General features: G+C 64.1%; 15 protein-coding genes. 11 read left to right on the top strand and 4 right to left on the bottom strand.

Annotation, left to right across the window (positions count from 1 at the left end; all coding sequences use genetic code 11):
• Positions 1 to 53 precede the first annotated feature (53 nt).
• Both AB1Z25_RS07100 and AB1Z25_RS07095 read left to right on the top strand, forming a co-directional pair.
• The gene (locus AB1Z25_RS07100) at positions 54 to 275 is read left to right on the top strand and encodes a hypothetical protein (protein WP_082151202.1); all 222 of its coding nucleotides are present in this window, start codon (positions 54 to 56) and stop codon (positions 273 to 275) included.
• 188 nt (positions 276 to 463) lie between these two features.
• Positions 464 to 718, top strand: a complete 255-nt coding sequence (locus AB1Z25_RS07095) for a hypothetical protein (protein WP_486636887.1) — start codon at positions 464 to 466, stop codon at positions 716 to 718.
• 83 nt (positions 719 to 801) lie between these two features.
• Here AB1Z25_RS07095 and AB1Z25_RS07090 read toward each other — a convergent pair whose 3' ends face one another.
• The gene (locus tag AB1Z25_RS07090) at positions 802 to 1,311 is read right to left on the bottom strand and encodes a GNAT family N-acetyltransferase (protein ID WP_253314427.1); all 510 of its coding nucleotides are present in this window, start codon (positions 1,309 to 1,311) and stop codon (positions 802 to 804) included.
• Between the two features lie 183 nt (positions 1,312 to 1,494).
• Between AB1Z25_RS07090 and AB1Z25_RS07085 the strand changes: the two genes are divergently transcribed.
• Positions 1,495 to 2,274: an HAD-IIB family hydrolase gene (locus tag AB1Z25_RS07085; RefSeq protein ID WP_253314426.1), complete on the top strand. Its 780-nt coding sequence runs from the start codon at positions 1,495 to 1,497 to the stop codon at positions 2,272 to 2,274.
• Positions 2,275 to 2,433: 159 nt separating this feature from the next.
• Entirely contained in the window at positions 2,434 to 3,780 is a 1,347-nt protein-coding gene (locus tag AB1Z25_RS07080; RefSeq protein ID WP_253314425.1) for an HD-GYP domain-containing protein, read from the top strand.
• 55 nt (positions 3,781 to 3,835) lie between these two features.
• Here the strand turns inward: AB1Z25_RS07080 and AB1Z25_RS07075 are convergent, their stop codons facing one another.
• Together AB1Z25_RS07075 and uvrA are read right to left on the bottom strand one after the other, a co-directional pair.
• Complete coding sequence (locus AB1Z25_RS07075) at positions 3,836 to 4,282, bottom strand: VOC family protein (RefSeq protein WP_081545504.1); 447 nt, start codon at positions 4,280 to 4,282, stop codon at positions 3,836 to 3,838.
• Between the two features lie 142 nt (positions 4,283 to 4,424).
• On the bottom strand, positions 4,425 to 7,256 hold the full coding sequence (uvrA, locus tag AB1Z25_RS07070; protein WP_227103974.1) for an excinuclease ABC subunit UvrA: 2,832 nt from the start codon (positions 7,254 to 7,256) through the stop codon (positions 4,425 to 4,427).
• 177 nt (positions 7,257 to 7,433) lie between these two features.
• Here uvrA and AB1Z25_RS07065 point away from each other — a divergent pair, with 177 nt between their 5' ends.
• From AB1Z25_RS07065 to AB1Z25_RS07055, 3 genes are all read left to right on the top strand, one after another.
• Positions 7,434 to 8,795, top strand: a complete 1,362-nt coding sequence (locus tag AB1Z25_RS07065; protein ID WP_253314424.1) for an MFS transporter — start codon at positions 7,434 to 7,436, stop codon at positions 8,793 to 8,795.
• A 47-nt stretch (positions 8,796 to 8,842) separates the two neighbouring features.
• Positions 8,843 to 9,316, top strand: coding sequence for a single-stranded DNA-binding protein (locus AB1Z25_RS07060; RefSeq protein WP_107800189.1), 474 nt, complete (start codon positions 8,843 to 8,845; stop codon positions 9,314 to 9,316).
• A 703-nt stretch (positions 9,317 to 10,019) separates the two neighbouring features.
• Complete coding sequence (locus tag AB1Z25_RS07055) at positions 10,020 to 13,910, top strand: amino acid adenylation domain-containing protein (RefSeq protein ID WP_486636886.1); 3,891 nt, start codon at positions 10,020 to 10,022, stop codon at positions 13,908 to 13,910.
• A gap of 192 nt (positions 13,911 to 14,102) precedes the next feature.
• Here the strand turns inward: AB1Z25_RS07055 and AB1Z25_RS07050 are convergent, their stop codons facing one another.
• Positions 14,103 to 14,462 (bottom strand): translation initiation factor Sui1, encoded by a 360-nt coding sequence (locus tag AB1Z25_RS07050; RefSeq protein ID WP_486636885.1) that lies wholly within the window; start codon positions 14,460 to 14,462, stop codon positions 14,103 to 14,105.
• A gap of 153 nt (positions 14,463 to 14,615) precedes the next feature.
• Between AB1Z25_RS07050 and AB1Z25_RS07045 the strand changes: the two genes are divergently transcribed.
• The 4 genes from AB1Z25_RS07045 to AB1Z25_RS07030 all read left to right on the top strand — a co-directional run bounded on the left by AB1Z25_RS07045 (position 14,616) and on the right by AB1Z25_RS07030 (position 16,524).
• The gene (locus AB1Z25_RS07045) at positions 14,616 to 14,939 is read left to right on the top strand and encodes a thioredoxin family protein (RefSeq protein WP_486636884.1); all 324 of its coding nucleotides are present in this window, start codon (positions 14,616 to 14,618) and stop codon (positions 14,937 to 14,939) included.
• Positions 14,940 to 14,978: 39 nt separating this feature from the next.
• Positions 14,979 to 15,389 carry a VOC family protein gene (locus AB1Z25_RS07040; protein ID WP_107800194.1) on the top strand — a complete coding sequence of 137 codons (411 nt, stop codon included), beginning with the start codon at positions 14,979 to 14,981 and terminating at the stop codon, positions 15,387 to 15,389.
• 78 nt (positions 15,390 to 15,467) lie between these two features.
• On the top strand, positions 15,468 to 15,926 hold the full coding sequence (locus AB1Z25_RS07035) for a MarR family winged helix-turn-helix transcriptional regulator (protein ID WP_486636883.1): 459 nt from the start codon (positions 15,468 to 15,470) through the stop codon (positions 15,924 to 15,926).
• Positions 15,927 to 15,951: 25 nt separating this feature from the next.
• Complete coding sequence (locus AB1Z25_RS07030; protein WP_486636882.1) at positions 15,952 to 16,524, top strand: cysteine hydrolase family protein; 573 nt, start codon at positions 15,952 to 15,954, stop codon at positions 16,522 to 16,524.
• The last annotated feature ends 99 nt before the right edge of the window (positions 16,525 to 16,623 follow it).

The following is a 16,623-nucleotide window of genomic DNA, read 5'->3' as shown; positions in this document are numbered from 1 at the left end:
CACTTTAAAACCAGCCTACTTAAACTTAGCCTCGTAAAAAATGGAGATGGTTTATGGCTCATCAAGTACTTTTAAACCTGAGTGAAAAAATTATCCTTCACAAAGACGTTGAGATCGAAGTTAAGGTTGATAGCACAAGACTTGGCAAGCTATTGATCAGCAAAGGCAACATCGAATGGCTTCCCTCAGGTAACTCGGTTAACAAACATCGTCTCTCGTGGACAAAATTTGCTCAACTAATGGAAACTCAGGGCAAGCCAACCAAGGTGAAATAGCTGCACCTGATGGAGGCGATAAAATATTGCCTCCCATCGCTTTACCCATTCCTATTCATTCTGCTAGATTCCCTCTTGGTGCTGAACACACCTGTCAGGCGAAACCCGCGCTCGTCAGTCGCGGCTTCTCAGCCCTATTCCGAACGCACCGCTAAAGTGACCTCGGAACGCCATGTCAGGAGTTCATCATGGATAAACATCCCCTCCCCGCAGCCCCCCTCTCCAAACTAGAAACCGCGGACGCGCTGGCCAACGGCCTGGAAGCGTTGGATTTACTGCGCCCGCTGCTGGTCAGCATGCGCCAGCAGATCGCGCTGCCGCGCCCGGATCTAGTACAACTTAAAGGCCTGTGTCACGCCGCCGGCTGGATTGCCGATGAGTACCACAGCTATCTGGAGGCGATGTGGCAGGAGGAGACCCGTGACAGAACCCTAAGGTTCTGAATCCGGCCCCTAAACGGAAAAGGCGCAAGGCATTCCGCCTTGCGCCCTTCAGTTGGCCACTCTTGAAGACTACGCAGCGGCCTTCAAGCCAAGCGCTTCTCCATCACGTCGTCGTCCATCACAAAGCCGTTGCCGATGTCGAACACCGCCTGCTCCCGCAAGGTAAAACCACGCTGCTTGTACACCGCGATGGCGCCGGCATTGTGCTTATTCACCGTCAAGACCAGGGTATGGCAGCCGCGCTGCCGCGCCGCCCGTTCCACCGCGTCCAGCATATAAGCGCCCAGGCCGCGGCCGCGCGTCTCCGCCAATAGATACAACTGCTCCAGCTTCATCTCCCCCGGCGTCGCCGTCAGCGCGTAACTGCAATAACCCACCAGCCTGCCGTCCAGCCTCAACAGGCCAAACCAGCGGTCCGGCGCGTCCAGATAGGCGGACAGCTTTTCCGGCACATAACGGCCGGCCAGCATGTATTCGATCTGCTCGCGGCTAATCATGCTGATGAAATGCTGATGCCAGATCTCGCCGGCCAGTTCGGCCAGGGCGGAAAAATCGGCGGCGGTCAACGGGTCCAAACAAACGTTTTGGCTCATGCGCGGCACTCTCCAGGTTGAACAGTCATAAAAGGAAAATGTGGGCGATACCGCTCGCCGACAAGTCCGGAGGCATTCGATTCAGCGCGGCGGCTTCACCCGAGTTGCCAAGACAGTTAGAATACAAACATCATAAAACGACGCTAAAAACCCGCCGTCGCCACCTTCCCGCAGCGAGACCCCATGCACTTCATCTTTGATATCGACGGCACCATTTGCTTCAACGGCAGGACCATCAGCCCGGCCATCCAGGACGCGCTGGACAGCCTGCGCCGGCACGGCCACCAGTTGGGCTTCGCTTCCGCCCGCCCCTACCGCGACATCCTGCCCTTGCTGGATGCCCGCTTCCACGATGTGCTGATCATCGGCGCCAACGGCGCGATGAGCCATCGGCAAGGCCAGTTGCACCGGCTGAACCCCATCCCGGACCCGGTGTTCGCCGACGTCACCCAACTGGCGCAACGCTTCGCCGCGTCCTATCTGGTGGACCTGAGCTGGAACTACCACTACAACGGCGACGCCAGCCACCCCTTCCTCAACAAGGTGGACCCCGGCAAACTGGCCAGCCATGTCGGCGCCGAAGACATCCGCCAGCCGGCCAAGCTGCTGATCACCGCCTGCGCCGACGTCCCCGGCCTGCGCCGGGAACTGGACGCCCACGCCGGCGTGGAGCTGCACCACCATTCCGACGAACAGATCTTCGACATCACCGCCGCCGGCGTCAGCAAGATGGCCGCGCTGCGCCAATGCGGCATCGCCGCCGAGGAGCTGATCTGCTTCGGCAACGACAGCAACGACGTCAGCATGTTCCTGGACGCCGGCCACTCGGTGCAGGTGGGCGCCCATCCGCGGCTGGCGGAACTGGCCAGCGAGCGCTTGCCGCTGGACCAGGACATTGAAGCGCGGCTGGTGGACGCCATCGCGCGGCTGAGCCGCGAGCACGCGCCGGCGTGGCGGGATTGAAAAAACGCGCTCCGCCGAGGATAAAGAAGGTAAGAGCCGCTCACAAAAACCCTGATGCCGCGTTGTACCGACTTGCCTCAGGTGCTCTGCGAAATTTTGTGAGCGGCTCCAAATAGGTTCCCGCAGTCTCCCTGCCCGCCTCAACCCCGTGGAGCGCCCATGGCCGCCACCTTGAAGCTGTCCGAACTGATCAGCTCGCTCAGCTACGCGCTGGACATCACCGAAGGCCAGCCCGAGGGCCACTGCATCCGCAGCTGCTGGATAGGCATGCATATCGGCCAATACATCGATCTGCCGCCGCAGCGGCTATGGGATTTGTACTACGCCATCCTGCTCAAGGACCTGGGCTGCAGCAGCAATGCGGCGCGCATTTGCGAGCTGTACCAAACCGACGATCGCAGCTTCAAACAGGACTTCAAGCAAGTGGGTGCCGGCCTGCCGCAGCTACTGGGCTTTGTGTTCAAGAACACCGGCACCCACAGCGAGGGCTGGGCGCGGCGCGCGGCCTCCGTTCTCAAAGTGCTGCGCCACGGCAGGACGATGGCGGACGAACTGATCAACACCCGCTGCCACCGCGGCGCCGACATCGCCCGCCAGCTGCGTTTCAATGAAAACGTGGCGCGCGGCATTCAATCGCTGGACGAACACTGGGACGGCTCCGGCCGGCCGCTGGGGCTGCGCGGCGACGCCATTCCGCTGAATTCGCGCATCGCGCTGCTGGCCCAGGTGATAGACGTGTTCCACATCACCCACGGCCGCCAGGCGGCTCTGGAGCAGGCGCTGCGCCGCGCCGGCGGCTGGTTCGATCCGGAACTGGTGGCCGCCTTCCGCCGCGTAGGCGCCCGGCCGGACTTCTGGCGGCAGCTGGAGGCCGACGACATCGACCAGGCGGTGCTGAGGCTGGAGCCGGCCCAATACGCGGTGCCGCTGGACGAGGACTATCTGGACGAGATCGCCGAGGGTTTCGGCCAGGTGGTGGATTCCAAAAGCCCGTTCACCGCCGGCCACAGCCAAAGAGTGGGCCATTACGCCGACCAGATCGCCGCGGAACTGGAACTGGGCCAGGAACGGCGACGCTGGCTGAAACGCGGCGCGCTCCTGCACGACGTGGGCAAGCTGGGCGTCAGCAACACCATACTGGACAAGCCCGGCAAGCTGGAGGCGGACGAATGGGAGGCGGTCAAACGCCACGCCGCTTACACCGAAGCCATCCTGGGCCGCATCGAACACTTCGCCGAACTGGCCTGGGTGGCCGGCGCCCACCATGAGCGCCCGGACGGCGGCGGCTACCCGCGCGGCCTGTCCGGCGACGCCATCGCGCTGGAAACCCGCATCATCACCGCCGCGGACATCTTCGACGCCATCAACGCGGAACGCCCCTACCACCCGGCCACCCCCGCGCCGCAAACGCTGGACATCATGCGCCGGCACCTGGGCAGCGCCATCGACCCCGCCTGCTTCGCCGCGCTGGAACAAGTGCTGCGCCAGGAGGGCGCGCTGTCTTGAGCGCATAAAAAACCGCCGGCGCAAGACCGGCGGTTTTAGTTGCGGATGACGGTTGTCACTCCAGCTGTTCGTTCAGCTTGAGCTTGCCCACCAGCCAGGTGTGATCGTAGCTGACGATCTCGAACGGATTGCCGAAGGGATCGACAAAGGACAGCGAGCAGAAAAAGCGATGATCGCGCACGGAGTCCCGGGCGATGGTCTGGCCGTCGCGATTGGTGACGCGCTCGCCGGCCAACTGGTCTATCCACTCCAGAAAATCCTGGCCGCTCACCACAAAGGCGATGTCGCCCTGATGATTGGCCGCCCCGCTCTTGTCTTCGCTCACCGCCAGGCGCACCGCGCCGTTGGCGTTGGCCAACATCACCGCTCCGTGCGGGCCTTCGCGCATGTGCTTGTAGCGCGGGTCCGGGGCCATGGCCAGCACGCGCTGATACCATTTCAGGGCCTTGGGCACGTCAGTCACACGAATGTGGATGTGATCGATCTTGCCTAAAGTCAGCATGACTTCCTCATATTGTTTTTGATGCGATGGCCCTTGGGCGACGCGCCGTCCAGCTGGGCTGGCGACGCCGTTCGCCCCTTGCCGCCGCCGGTATTTCTTTATAACAGCAAGCTGTCTATCCGCGCATTGTACTTGATTGCCATCAGCCTTGCTCGCGCTGCAACAAAGGCTGCAGGTAGCGCCCGGTATGGCTGACCGGATTGGCCGCCACTTGTTCCGGCGTGCCGGTGGCGATGATCTGACCGCCGCCGGCGCCGCCTTCCGGCCCCAAATCTATCAGCCAGTCCGCGGTTTTGACCACGTCCAGATTATGCTCGATCACCACGACGGTGTTGCCGCTTTCGCGCAGGCGGTGCAGCACTTGCAACAGCAGGTCGATGTCATGGAAATGCAGGCCGGTGGTGGGCTCGTCCAGGATGTACAGGGTGCGGCCGGTGTCTCGCTTGGACAATTCCAGTCCCAGCTTGACGCGCTGGGCCTCGCCGCCGGACAGGGTGGTGGCGCTCTGCCCCAGGCGGATATAGCCCAGGCCCACGTCCATCAGCGTTTTCAGCTTGCGCGCCACGGTGGGCACCACGCTGAAGAAGTCCAACGCCTGCTCCACCGTCATTTCCAGCACTTCGTGAATGCTCTTGCCCTTGTATTGCACTTCCAGGGTTTCGCGGTTGTAGCGCTTGCCGTGGCATACGTCGCAAGGCACGTAGACATCCGGCAGGAAGTGCATTTCCACCTTGATCACGCCGTCGCCCTGGCAGGCCTCGCAGCGGCCGCCCTTGACGTTGAAGGAGAAGCGCCCCGGCCCGTAGCCGCGCTCGCGCGACAGCGGCACGCCGGCGAACAGTTCGCGGATGGGGGTGAACAGCCCGGTATAGGTGGCCGGGTTGGAACGCGGGGTGCGGCCGATCGGGCTCTGGTCTACGTTGATCACCTTGTCCAGCTGCTTCAGGCCCTGGATGTCCTGGTAGGCCGCCGGTTCTTCGCTGGCGCCGTTGAGTTCGCGCGCGGTGATCTTGTACAGGGTGTCGTTGATCAATGTGGACTTGCCGGAGCCGGACACGCCGGTAATGCACACCAGCATGCCCAAGGGCAGGTCCAGGGTGACGTCCTTGAGGTTGTTGCCGCTGGCGCCGATCAGGCGCAGCATGCGCTCCGGATCCACCTCGCGGCGCTCGCCGCCCAGCGCGATGCGGCGGCGGCCGGACAAGTAATCGCCGGTGACGGAATGGGCGCAGGCGGCCACTTCCGCCGGGGTGCCGGCCACCAGCACTTCGCCGCCGTGCTCGCCGGCGCCCGGCCCCATGTCCACCAGGTAGTCCGCGGCGCGGATGGCGTCTTCGTCGTGCTCGACCACGATCACGCTATTGCCTAGGTCGCGCAGCCGCATCAAGGTGGCCAGCAGGCGGTCGTTGTCGCGCTGATGCAGGCCGATGGACGGCTCGTCCAGCACATACATCACCCCGGTCAGGCCGGAGCCGATCTGGCTGGCCAGGCGGATGCGCTGCGCCTCGCCGCCGGACAGGGTGTCCGCGGAACGGGACAGGTTCAGGTAGTCCAGGCCCACATTATTGAGGAAGGACACCCGCTCGCTGATTTCCTTGACGATTTTCTCCGCCACCGCCTGTTTCTGGCCGCTGAAAGCCAGTTGGGCGAAGAAGCCGGCGGTGTCCTTCAGCGGCATCTGGTTGATCTCGTACAGCGTCTTGTCGCCGACGAAGACATGGCGCGCCTCCAGGCGCAGCCGCGAGCCCTGACAGTGCGGGCAGGGCTGGTTGTTCTGGTACTTGGCCAGTTCTTCGCGCACCGCGGAGGAGTCGGTTTCGCGGTAGCGGCGCTCCAGATTGGGGATGATGCCCTCAAACGGATGCGCGCGGCTGAATTTGGTGCCCTTCTCCGACATATAGCTGAACTCGATGCTGTCGCGGCCGGAGCCGTGCAGCACCACGTTGCGCACTTTTTCCGGCAGGTCTTCAAAGGCGAGTTCGGCCACGGAAAAACCGTAATGCTCGCCCAGCGCCATCAGCATCTGGAAATAGAACTGGTTGCGCTTGTCCCAGCCCTTGATCGCGCCGGCGGCCAGGCTCAGTTCCGGATGCGCCACCACGCGGCGCGGATCGAAGAAGGTGATTTCGCCCAGGCCGTCGCACTTGGGGCAGGCGCCCATGGGGTTGTTGAAGGAGAACAGCCGCGGCTCCAGCTCCGGCAGGCTGTAGGAGCACACCGGGCAGGCGAACTTGGCGGAAAACCAGTGTTCCTTGGCGCTGTCCATTTCCACGGCGATGGCGCGGCCCTCGGCGTGGCGCAGCGCGGTTTCAAAGCTTTCCGCCAGCCGCTGTTTCATGTCCTCGCGCACTTTCAGGCGGTCTATCACCACTTCTATGGTGTGCTTCTTGTTCTTGTCCAGCTTGGGCACGGCGTCGAGTTCAAACACTTCGCCGTCCACCCGCACCCGCACGAAGCCCTGGGCGCGCAGGTCTTCGAACAAGTCCAGATTCTCCCCCTTGCGGCCGACGATGACCGGGGCCAGGATCATCACCCGGCTTTCCTCCGGCAAGGCCAGCACATGGTCCACCATCTGGCTGACGGTTTGCGAGGACAGCGGCACGCCGTGCTCCGGGCAGTGCGGCTCGCCGACGCGCGCGTACAGCAGACGCAGGTAGTCGTGGATTTCGGTGACGGTGCCCACGGTGGAACGCGGGTTATGGCTGGTGGCCTTCTGTTCGATGGAGATCGCCGGCGACAGGCCTTCGATCAGGTCCACGTCCGGCTTTTCCATCAATTGCAGGAACTGGCGCGCATAGGCAGACAAGCTTTCCACGTAACGGCGCTGCCCTTCCGCGTACAGGGTGTCGAAGGCCAGCGAGGATTTGCCGGAGCCGGACAGGCCGGTAATCACGATCAATTGGTGGCGGGGCAAATCCAGGTTGATGTTCTTCAGATTGTGCGTGCGTGCGCCGCGAATGCGAATGCTGTCCATATTGGAGCGTAACTCACCGTCGGTCAGGGAACCTGTTAATATACCTGACTTGGCAAGTCTGACTCCACCAGTCTTTAACGCGCGGCGTCATCCGGAACGGCGCCGGACCGTTACTAGAACCATGGGGCGCGGCCCGCAGGCCGCAGCCCGCCAGCAACACAAACGACGCACACAAGAATGAACGCAACAGAACTCCGGGCCAGCCTTGGCCTCGCCGGCATCTACGCCCTGCGCATGCTGGGCATGTTCCTGATCCTGCCGGTATTCGCCCTGTACGCCCAAACCCTGGAAGGCGCGGACAATCACACGCTGATCGGCATCGCACTGGGCAGCTACGGCCTGACCCAGGCCCTGCTGCAACTGCCGCTGGGCATGCTCTCCGACAAGATAGGCCGCAAGAAGGTGATTTACGGCGGCTTGCTGCTGTTTGCGCTGGGCAGCTTCGTCGCCGCCGGCGCGCACGACATCGCCACCCTGACCGTGGGCCGGGTCATCCAGGGCGCCGGCGCCATTTCCGCCGCCATCACCGCGCTGCTGGCGGACCTGACCCGCGAGGAAAACCGCACCAAGGCGATGGCGATGATAGGCATGTCCATCGGCACCACCTTCGCCGCCAGCCTGGTGCTGGGGCCGCTCTTGGCCAAATACATCGGGGTCAACGGCATTTTCGCGCTCACCGGCGTGCTGTCGCTGGCCGCGCTGATCGGCGTCTGGCTGATCATTCCGGACCCGGTCAGTTCGCGCTTCCACTCCGACACCGAGGCCAACGCCAAACGGCTGCCGGCGGTGCTGAAAGACCCCCAGCTGCTGCAGCTCAATTACGGCATCTTCGCCTTGCACGCGGCGCAGATGGCGATGTTCGTCACCATCCCCTTCGCGCTGATCAAGACCGCGCATCTGGACAAGACCCAGCACTGGCAGGTGTATCTGCCGGTGACGGTGATCGGTTTCCTGCTGATGGTGCCGGCCATCATCTACGGCGAGAAAAAGGCCAGGCTCAAGCAGGTCTTCGTCGGCGCCATCGCGCTGATGGCCGCCGCCCAACTGGGCATGGCGATGGCGCTGGACAGCTTCTGGCAGATCGTAGCCTGGCTGGGCCTGTATTTCATCGCCTTCAATATTCTTGAAGCCACGCTGCCGTCCTTGATTTCCAAGATCGCCCCGGCGGATGCCAAGGGAACCGCGATTGGCGTGTATAATACCGCCCAATCCCTTGGCCTGTTCCTGGGCGCTGCCGTCGGCGGCTGGCTGTATACCCGCTACGGTCCGGCCGGCGTGTTCGGCTTCACCAGCCTGCTGATGCTCACCTGGCTGCTGTGGTCGCTGGCCATGCGGCCGCCCAAGCCGGTGCGCTCGGTGATGTATCACATCGGCGAGGACTGGCGTGGCGACGCCGGCGATCTGTCCCGCCAATTGGCCGGCGTGACCGGCGTGCATGAAGCCGTGGTCGTGTTGGAAGACCGCGTGGCCTACCTGAAGGTATCGCAGCGGCAGTGGGACGAGGCGACGGTGCAGCGCCTGATCGGAGCCACGTTCTGAGCTGCGGCGACAGGCCAAATATTTAGATTTTTATTCGGAGACATCTGATGAACAGCATCACCTTTGACGGCCGTCTGGCCGCCGACGCCGAACTGCGCTACACCCCCAGCGGTGAGCCGGTACTGTCGTTCCGCGTAGCCAGCGACATCGGCTTTGGCGAGCGCAAGAGCACCAACTGGTTCAGCTGCCAGGTATGGGGCAAGCGCGGTGAATCGCTGAAGAACTACCTGGCCAAAGGCCAGCAAGTAACCGTTTACGGCCAACTGACCCTGCGCGAATGGCAGGACAAAGAAGGCAATAAACGCCTGTCCCCGGACGTGCGCGTCAATGAACTGAGCCTGCAGGGCGGCCGCAATGAAATGGGCGGTTCCGGCGGCGGCATGAGCGGCGGCGGCATGGACGATGGTTACGGCTACAACGCCCCGGCCCCGCGCCAGGAAGCCCCGCCCGCGCCGCGCCGCCAGGAGCAGCGCCCGGCGCCCAAGCAACTGGACGACATGGACGACGACATTCCGTTCTAAACACCGGATCGTCACTGTCAAACAAGACCGAAATACAGGGCGCCGTCAGTGGATGGCGCCGGATTTCGGTCTTTTTCTTTGCTGTTTCGCCCTAACTCCCGCCCGCCCCGCTTACCCGGACCGGAGGCAAGCCGGACTTGAACGCCGCGCTGGCAAGCGCGTCAGCCTCCTCCTCTGTTCGCCAATCGGCATGCATCTCCCTCCCGCCGCCCCTGTCCGCCGCCAAGCCAGGGCGCAGCTTGCTGCGCCGCATCGTACTATCTCGGAACATTAAGCGCCTGCCGTGTCTAGCTTTGGCTGTACTTGAGCCGATATCGACGCTCTCAAAATGTGCGTTTGCACAAATGAGACAAATCCACTTCGCCGACATATGTCGAGTGAATTTTACTGTGTCAATTTCATGCCGTATTGATATAATTTCCACGTATTATCAAAACGACATATTCGGCCTGTCTTATACGACATGTGCAGGGCACCCATGAAAAACGCCGCAACGCGCACCGTACTCCGTCAGCCACGCCAATCCACGGCGTCGCCAACCGACCCGCCCCTCTCCGGGCCTATCCGCCGCCCGTAAAACCCATTCCGTACTAAAGCCGCAACGATAGCGGCGACGCGTCCTTCTTTTTTGTCGCGCCTTCATTCGCCCTTAACTTTATTTTAAATAAATATCAATAACTGTAAAAACCATATTGGAAACATTATGCTAGACGATAAATCGATCTGCCCGCTGAGCGCCGCCCAGCAGGAAGTCTGCTTGGCCATCGGCCAGGAAGGCCGTAATCTCCATTATCACCTGTGCGATGTGATCGAATTCACCGGCGACTTGCAGGCCCCGCTGCTGGAACAGGCCATCAAGACCGTGTGCAGACAAGTGGAAACCCTGCGCGCCGCCTTCGAGATGGACGCGGTCACCGGCCAATACCAGCAACACCTGCGTCCCGAATTGCACGACGCCTATTTCTCCTTGCGCGACCTATCGGCCGAAGCGGACCCCGAGCAGGCCTACGCCGCCATGCTGAACGGCTTGCTGGCCGACGATATGGACCTGGCCCGACAACCGCTGATCCGGTATCTGATCGTCAAACTGAGCGACCGTCGCCACCGCATGATAGAGCTGGGCTCCCATCTGGTGGTGGACGGTTTCGGCCACGCCATCCTGTTCAAGCACATCACCGATTGCTATGTCCGGCTGGCGCGCGGCGAAGCCATCGAAGCGCTGCCGGCGCAGCCGCTGAGCCAGGTGTTCGAGGCGGAGCAGGCCTATCGCCAGAGCGAGTCCTATCTCAAGGACCAGTCTTACTGGCGCCAATACTGCCTGGACCTGCCCGACGCCACCCAACTGGTCCCCGGCGACGCGCCCCTGCGCAAGCTGAACCGCCTGCGCAAGGCCTTCTCCGGCGCGGCGGTGGACGGGCTGCGGGAAACCGCCGGCCAACACCGCCTGCGTCTGTCCAGCCTGCTGCTGGCGGCCTGCGCCACCTATCTGCACCGCATGACCGGCCAGAGCGAACTGGCGGTGGGCATGCCGGTGGCGGCCCGTCAGCTGAAAGCCCTGCGCGAGATTCCGGCCATGGTGGCCAACATCCTGCCGCTGCGCATCTCCTTCGCGCCGGAGGCCACGGTGCTGTCGGTTGCGGCGGACATCCAGCGCCAGCTGCGCCGCCATCTGCTGCATCAGGGCTACCGCTCGGAGGCCATGATCCGCGACCTGTACGCGGAACGCGGTCACAAGCCGCTGTTCAACACCCTGCTCAATATCGTGGCTTATGACCAGGAAGTGAGCTTCGACGGCTGCGAAGCCACGGTGCAGAATGTCGCCAACGGTCCGGCCGATCATCTCGGCATCGACATTTTCGACCGCAACGCCGACGGGCGGCTGGAGATAGGCTTCAACGCCAACGCCGATCTCTACCCGCTAGAGGCGCTGGAACTGCACTATCAGCGGATGATTCTGCTGCTCGAGCATTTCGTCGCCAACCCGGAAACCCTCGCCGCGGATTACCAACTGCTGCTGCCGGGCGAACGAGAACGCCGCTATCCGCTGCCGGCGCGCGCCGACGCGCAACCGGTCTTCGCCGACGCCTTCGCCGCCTCTGCGCTAAGCCACGCCCATCGGCCGGCGCTGCGCCAGGGAGAGCGCGAACTCAGCTACGCCGAGCTGGACGAGCGCGCCAACCGCCTGGCCAGCCTGCTGCTGACGCGCGGCGTGCGCCACGGGGACGATGTCGCCGTCATCGTGTCGCGCAGCATAGAGTGGGCGGTCGCGGCCGTTGCGCTGTTCAAGCTGGGCGCCGGCTATGTGCCGGTGGACCCCGACCTGCCGGAAGCCCGCATCGAATACATTCTGGCCGACGCCTCGCCGGCCGCGGTCATCATCGCCGGCGGCGACGCCGTCAAGGCCGGGATCGCGCCGGAAAAACAGCTGCTCCTGGACGCCGCGGCGTTGGACGCGCTGCCGCCGGCCGCCCTACCGCTTCCCCGCGTAGACCCCGCCGCGCCCGGCTATTTGATCTACACCTCCGGCTCCACCGGCAAGCCCAAGGGCGTGGAAGTAAGCCACCGCAATCTGGTGCCCATCGCCGACACCGCCATCCGGGCGGCTGGGCTGCAAGCCGGCCAGCGCGTGCTGCAATTCATCGCCGCCGGCTTCGACATGTCGGTGCTGGAAATCATGATGACGCTGCTGGCCGGCGCCACCCTGGTCATCTGCGACAAAGTCGCCAGCGCGCCCGGCAAACCGCTGGCCGCGCTGGTGAAACGGGAAAACATCAAGCTCGTGGTCATGACGCCCAGCCTGCTGGCCTACCACCAGACCGAGGACTTCCCGCAAGACACCGTCCTGATGCTGGGCGGCGAGCCTTGCACGCCGGCGCTGCTGGCGCGCTTCTCCCACTGCCGCCTGCTCAATGTCTACGGACCGACCGAAACCTCCTTCGCCACCTCGATCAACGCCGACTACGGCGACGGCGACCTGTCCATCGGGCCCGCCACCGCCAATACCCGGCTCTATGTGGTGGACCCGCGGCAGCGGCTGCTGCCGCCCGGCGCCTGGGGCGATTTGTTCATCGGCGGCCCCGGCGTGGCCCGCGGTTACCGCAACAGCCCGGAGCTGACGGCCAAAGGCTTCGTCCCCGATCTGCTGGACCCCGCCGACACCATGTACCGGGCCGGCGACCGCGTGTTCTTCGACCACGCCGGCCGCATCCACTATCAGGGCCGCCAGGACAATCAAATCAAGCTGCGCGGGCTGCGCATCGAGCTGGACGAAATCAAGAACGCCCTGCTGGGCTGCGGCGGCGTAGAGGACGCCGTCGCCTTGCTGCGGGACCTGCCCCACGGCCCGGCCATCGTCGGCTATGTGGCCAACCAACAGCTGGACCTGGACAGCGAAGGCCTGAAACAGGCGCTGAGCCGGCAATTGCCGCATCATATGATCCCCAGCGTCATCATGGTGGTGCCCGTCTTCCCGCTGACGCCCAACGGCAAGCTGGCCACCGGCGAGCTGCCGACGCCGACGCTGCTGGACGACGGCGAACAGGCTCCGCCGCGCACGCCTGAAGAGGAAATCATGTGCCGCTTGTTCGCAACGGCGCTGGAATGCGGCGAGTTCTACGCCAATCAGAACTTCTTCGCGCTGGGCGGCCATTCGCTGCTGGGGCTGCAACTGATCAACCGCGTCAGGGAAACCTTCGGCGTCTCGCTGGGCATCGCCGACTTCCTGGCCGCCCCCACGCCGCGCCAGCTGGCCCTGCGCCTGCAACGGCCCGCCGCTTTCAGCGATCCTTTCGACGCCATGTTGCCGCTGCGCGTCCAGGGCGGCCGCCCGCCGCTGTTCTGCATTCACCCGGGCGGCGGCATCGCCTGGCCCTATGCCGGCCTGCTGCCCTTCCTGCCCGAGGACCAGCCGCTGTACGCCATCCAGTCGCCGATACTGCGCGACCCGGAACGCGTCGTCGAATCGCTGGACGAACTGGCGGAGGAGTACCGGCAACGCATCCAGGCGGTGCAGCCGCAGGGGCCGTATCAGCTGGCGGGCTGGTCGGTGGGCGGCAATCTGGCGCTGCGCCTGGCCGCCATGCTGCAGGCCGACGGCCACGAGGTCAGCTTCCTGTGCATGTTCGACAGCTATCCGCTGCAGGGCGGGCCGGCCTCGCTGAAACTGGACGACGCCACCATCATCACCCGCATGACCCGGGCCATCGTCGGCGCGCCGCGTGCCGGCATCAAGGGGCTGAAGAGCGCAATGGAAGAAGCGCTGGGCGGCAGCCAGGTCGGCGAGGAGTTTCTGACCCGGCTGGTGAACGACTCCAAGCTGATGCTGGAACTGCTCGCCCGCTGCCGCTACCAGCGTTACGACGGCGATCTGATCTTCATCCGCGCCACCACCGACATCCTGCGCCCCGAAGACCAGCAGCCGTCGCTCTGGCAGCCCTACGTCTCCGGCAAGCTGATTGAGTACGAGGTGAACGCGCCGCATGAATGCCTGCTGCAACGCCAGTACCTGGAACAATTCGGCGCGCAATTCGCCGCCGAGCTGCAGCGACGGACGCCGCTCAGCCCCAGCCCGCAGCGGCAGGCGCAGCCGGCCTAAGCCCCATCGCTCCACCCCGCCCGCGGCACGCCGCGGGCTTTTTCATTCCGGTGCAATCCCAAGCCGCTGTTCCAAAACCTCGCAAGCCAGCGCGAGACAAGGCCCTGCCGCTGAAAAAGCGGCAGGGCCGTACGGTGAAAAGCATTCCCGCCGCCTCGTCTCCGACAAGGCGCTACAGGCTTTGGAGCGCGTCTAGCCGCCGGCGCGCTTCACCGTCCAGCCGCGCTGCTTGAGCAAGCCCAGCACCTGCTCGCAATGATCGCCCTGGATCTCGATGACGCCGTCCTTGACCGTGCCGCCGCTGCCGCAGGCGTTTTTCAGCTGTTTGCCCAACTGCGCCAGTTCCAGCGCGTTCAACGGCGCGCCCTGAATCACGGTGACCGCCTTGCCGTTGCGGCCCTTGGTTTCCCTGCGCACCCGCACCACGCCGTCGCCGGCCGGCGCCTCCTGCTTGCCGCATTGGCATTGGGCGACGGCAAAGCCGCACTGCGGACACATGCGGCCGTGTTCGGTGGAATACACCAAGCCGCCGGAAACATTGCGCGATTTCATGAGTTCAAACCCCGAGCCATTGATGAAACGGCCTGCATCGTCGCGGTTTTGCCCGGCTTTGGCAAGCCCGCCCCGCCAGCCCTCTCATCACGGCGCTGGCAAATACGCAAGTCCTTTGGCATATTTAAAATCCACCCTTGCCCCAGCCTGACCATGGACAAGCTTTATCGCGACCCGGCGCCGGAACGCACCGAACTGGATGCCCAGCCCGGCGTCACCGTGCTGGAATTCGGCGCGCCCTGGTGCGGCCACTGCCAGGCGGCTCAGCCTCTGATTCGACATGCCTTGGCGGCCTATCCCGACGTCCGTCATTTGCAAATCGAAGACGGGCCGGGCCGCCGCCTGGGACGCAGCTACCGCGTCAAGCTGTGGCCTACGCTGATTTTCCTGCGCCACGGCCAGGAAACCGCTCGCCTGACCCGGCCGGCAACGGTGGAAGCCGTCAACAATGCGCTGCGGCAATGCCTGCAAGCCTGAAACACGGCCGCCCCTCCCCACCCACCAGGAGTCTCCCTGATGAAAACCCTGCTGCCCTACATCAACTTCCACGGCCAGTGCGAACAGGCGCTGGCCTTCTACCGCCAATGCTTCAACGGCGAAATCGTGGCGCTCATGCGCTTCGGCGACGCGGACTTCCCCAGCCCGGACGAGGCCAAGAACAAGATTCTGCACGCCGAGTTCAAAGCCGAAGGCGTTCATTTCATGGCCTCCGACGGCATGCCGGGCCGCACGCCCGCCATCGGTGAAAACATCACGCTGAATTTCATGCTGGACAGCGAGACGGAGCAGACCGCGATCTTTGAAGCCCTGGCTCAGGGCGGCCAGATCAACGAGCCGCTGCACGACGCCTTCTGGGGCGCCCGCTTCGGCATGCTGGTGGACCGCTTCGGCATACGCTGGATGAGCAACTGTCAGAAACAAGGCTAGAGCTGGCCTCGGCGTCGCTGGCGGCGCCGTTTTCTCGCCGACTTATCTATACAAACATAGCTATGTTAAAATAGAAAAATGCCTAACTCATCGATCCCGGCGGAGGCCGTGTCCCGGCTGCGCCTGCAACTGATGGCCTTGACGCGCCGCTTGCGCCAGGAGGCCCAGGACGACGAATTGCCGTTTGCCCAGCTTTCGCTGCTGGCCAGCATCGAACGCGCGGACGGCGCCGCAACGCCGTCTGCGCTGGCCCGCGCGGAAAAGCTGCGCAGTTCCAACCTGGCCAGCCTGCTGCGCGAACTCGACGCCGGCGGCCTGATTCTGCGCGCCGGCGACCCCAATGACGGCCGCAAAGTCCGGATTCGCCTGAGCGGCGCCGGCCGCCAGGTCCTTGACGCTCACCGCCTGCGCAAAGACGACTGGCTGCGCGCCGCTCTGGCCGGACTGCCGCCGCAGCGCCTGGAACTGCTGCTCGCCGCCGGCGAGCTGCTGGCGGAACTGGCCGCGGCTGAAACGCCGGCCGTTCGCCGGTCTTGATCAATACGCCATAAGGAACTCAGCGATGAACACCGCTTTTATCGGACTGGACTATATCCGTGACATCATGATGGACGGCGGCAAGGTCGCCCGCTGCGCCGAGCACGCGCGTCAACGCGGCGTCATCGCCGCCGCCAACCAGGCCATCGCCGAGGCGCGCCGCCGCCGCTGGCTGGTGGCGCAGGTGAAAGTGGGCTTCGCGCCCTCCTATGTGGAACAACCCAAGGCCTCGCCGCTGTTCGGCCGCGCTCACGAATTCGGCGCGCTGGATCTGTCCGGCCCCGGCACCGCCTTCCACCCGGAGCTGGACGTAAGGCCGGAAGACGCCATCGTGATCAAGCCGCGCGTCAGCGCCTTCTACGCCACCTCGCTGGAAGCGGTGCTGCGCGCCCATCGCATCGAACGCCTGATCCTGTCCGGCGTCAGCAGCACTTGGGCGGTGCAGGCCGCCGCACGCGACGCTCACGACCGCGATTACCAGGTGCTGGTGCTGGAGGACGGCTGCGCCGCCGCCAGCGAGGAAGAGCATCAGATCTCGATGCGCCAGCTGGCGACGATAGCCCGCATCATCAGCCTGGACGAGCTGGCCGCGCTGTAAGAACCTGTTTACGACCTGCTGCGCTTCGTGAGATGCGGCACGATGAGTACGCCTTGTCTCGCCTTAGCTCGCTAGATCGTAAACACGTTCTAAACTATG

The organism is Chromobacterium sp. HL1, assembly GCF_057418835.1.
Note: the sequence above shows the minus strand (reverse complement) of the source record. Positions and strands in the feature narration are given on the sequence as shown.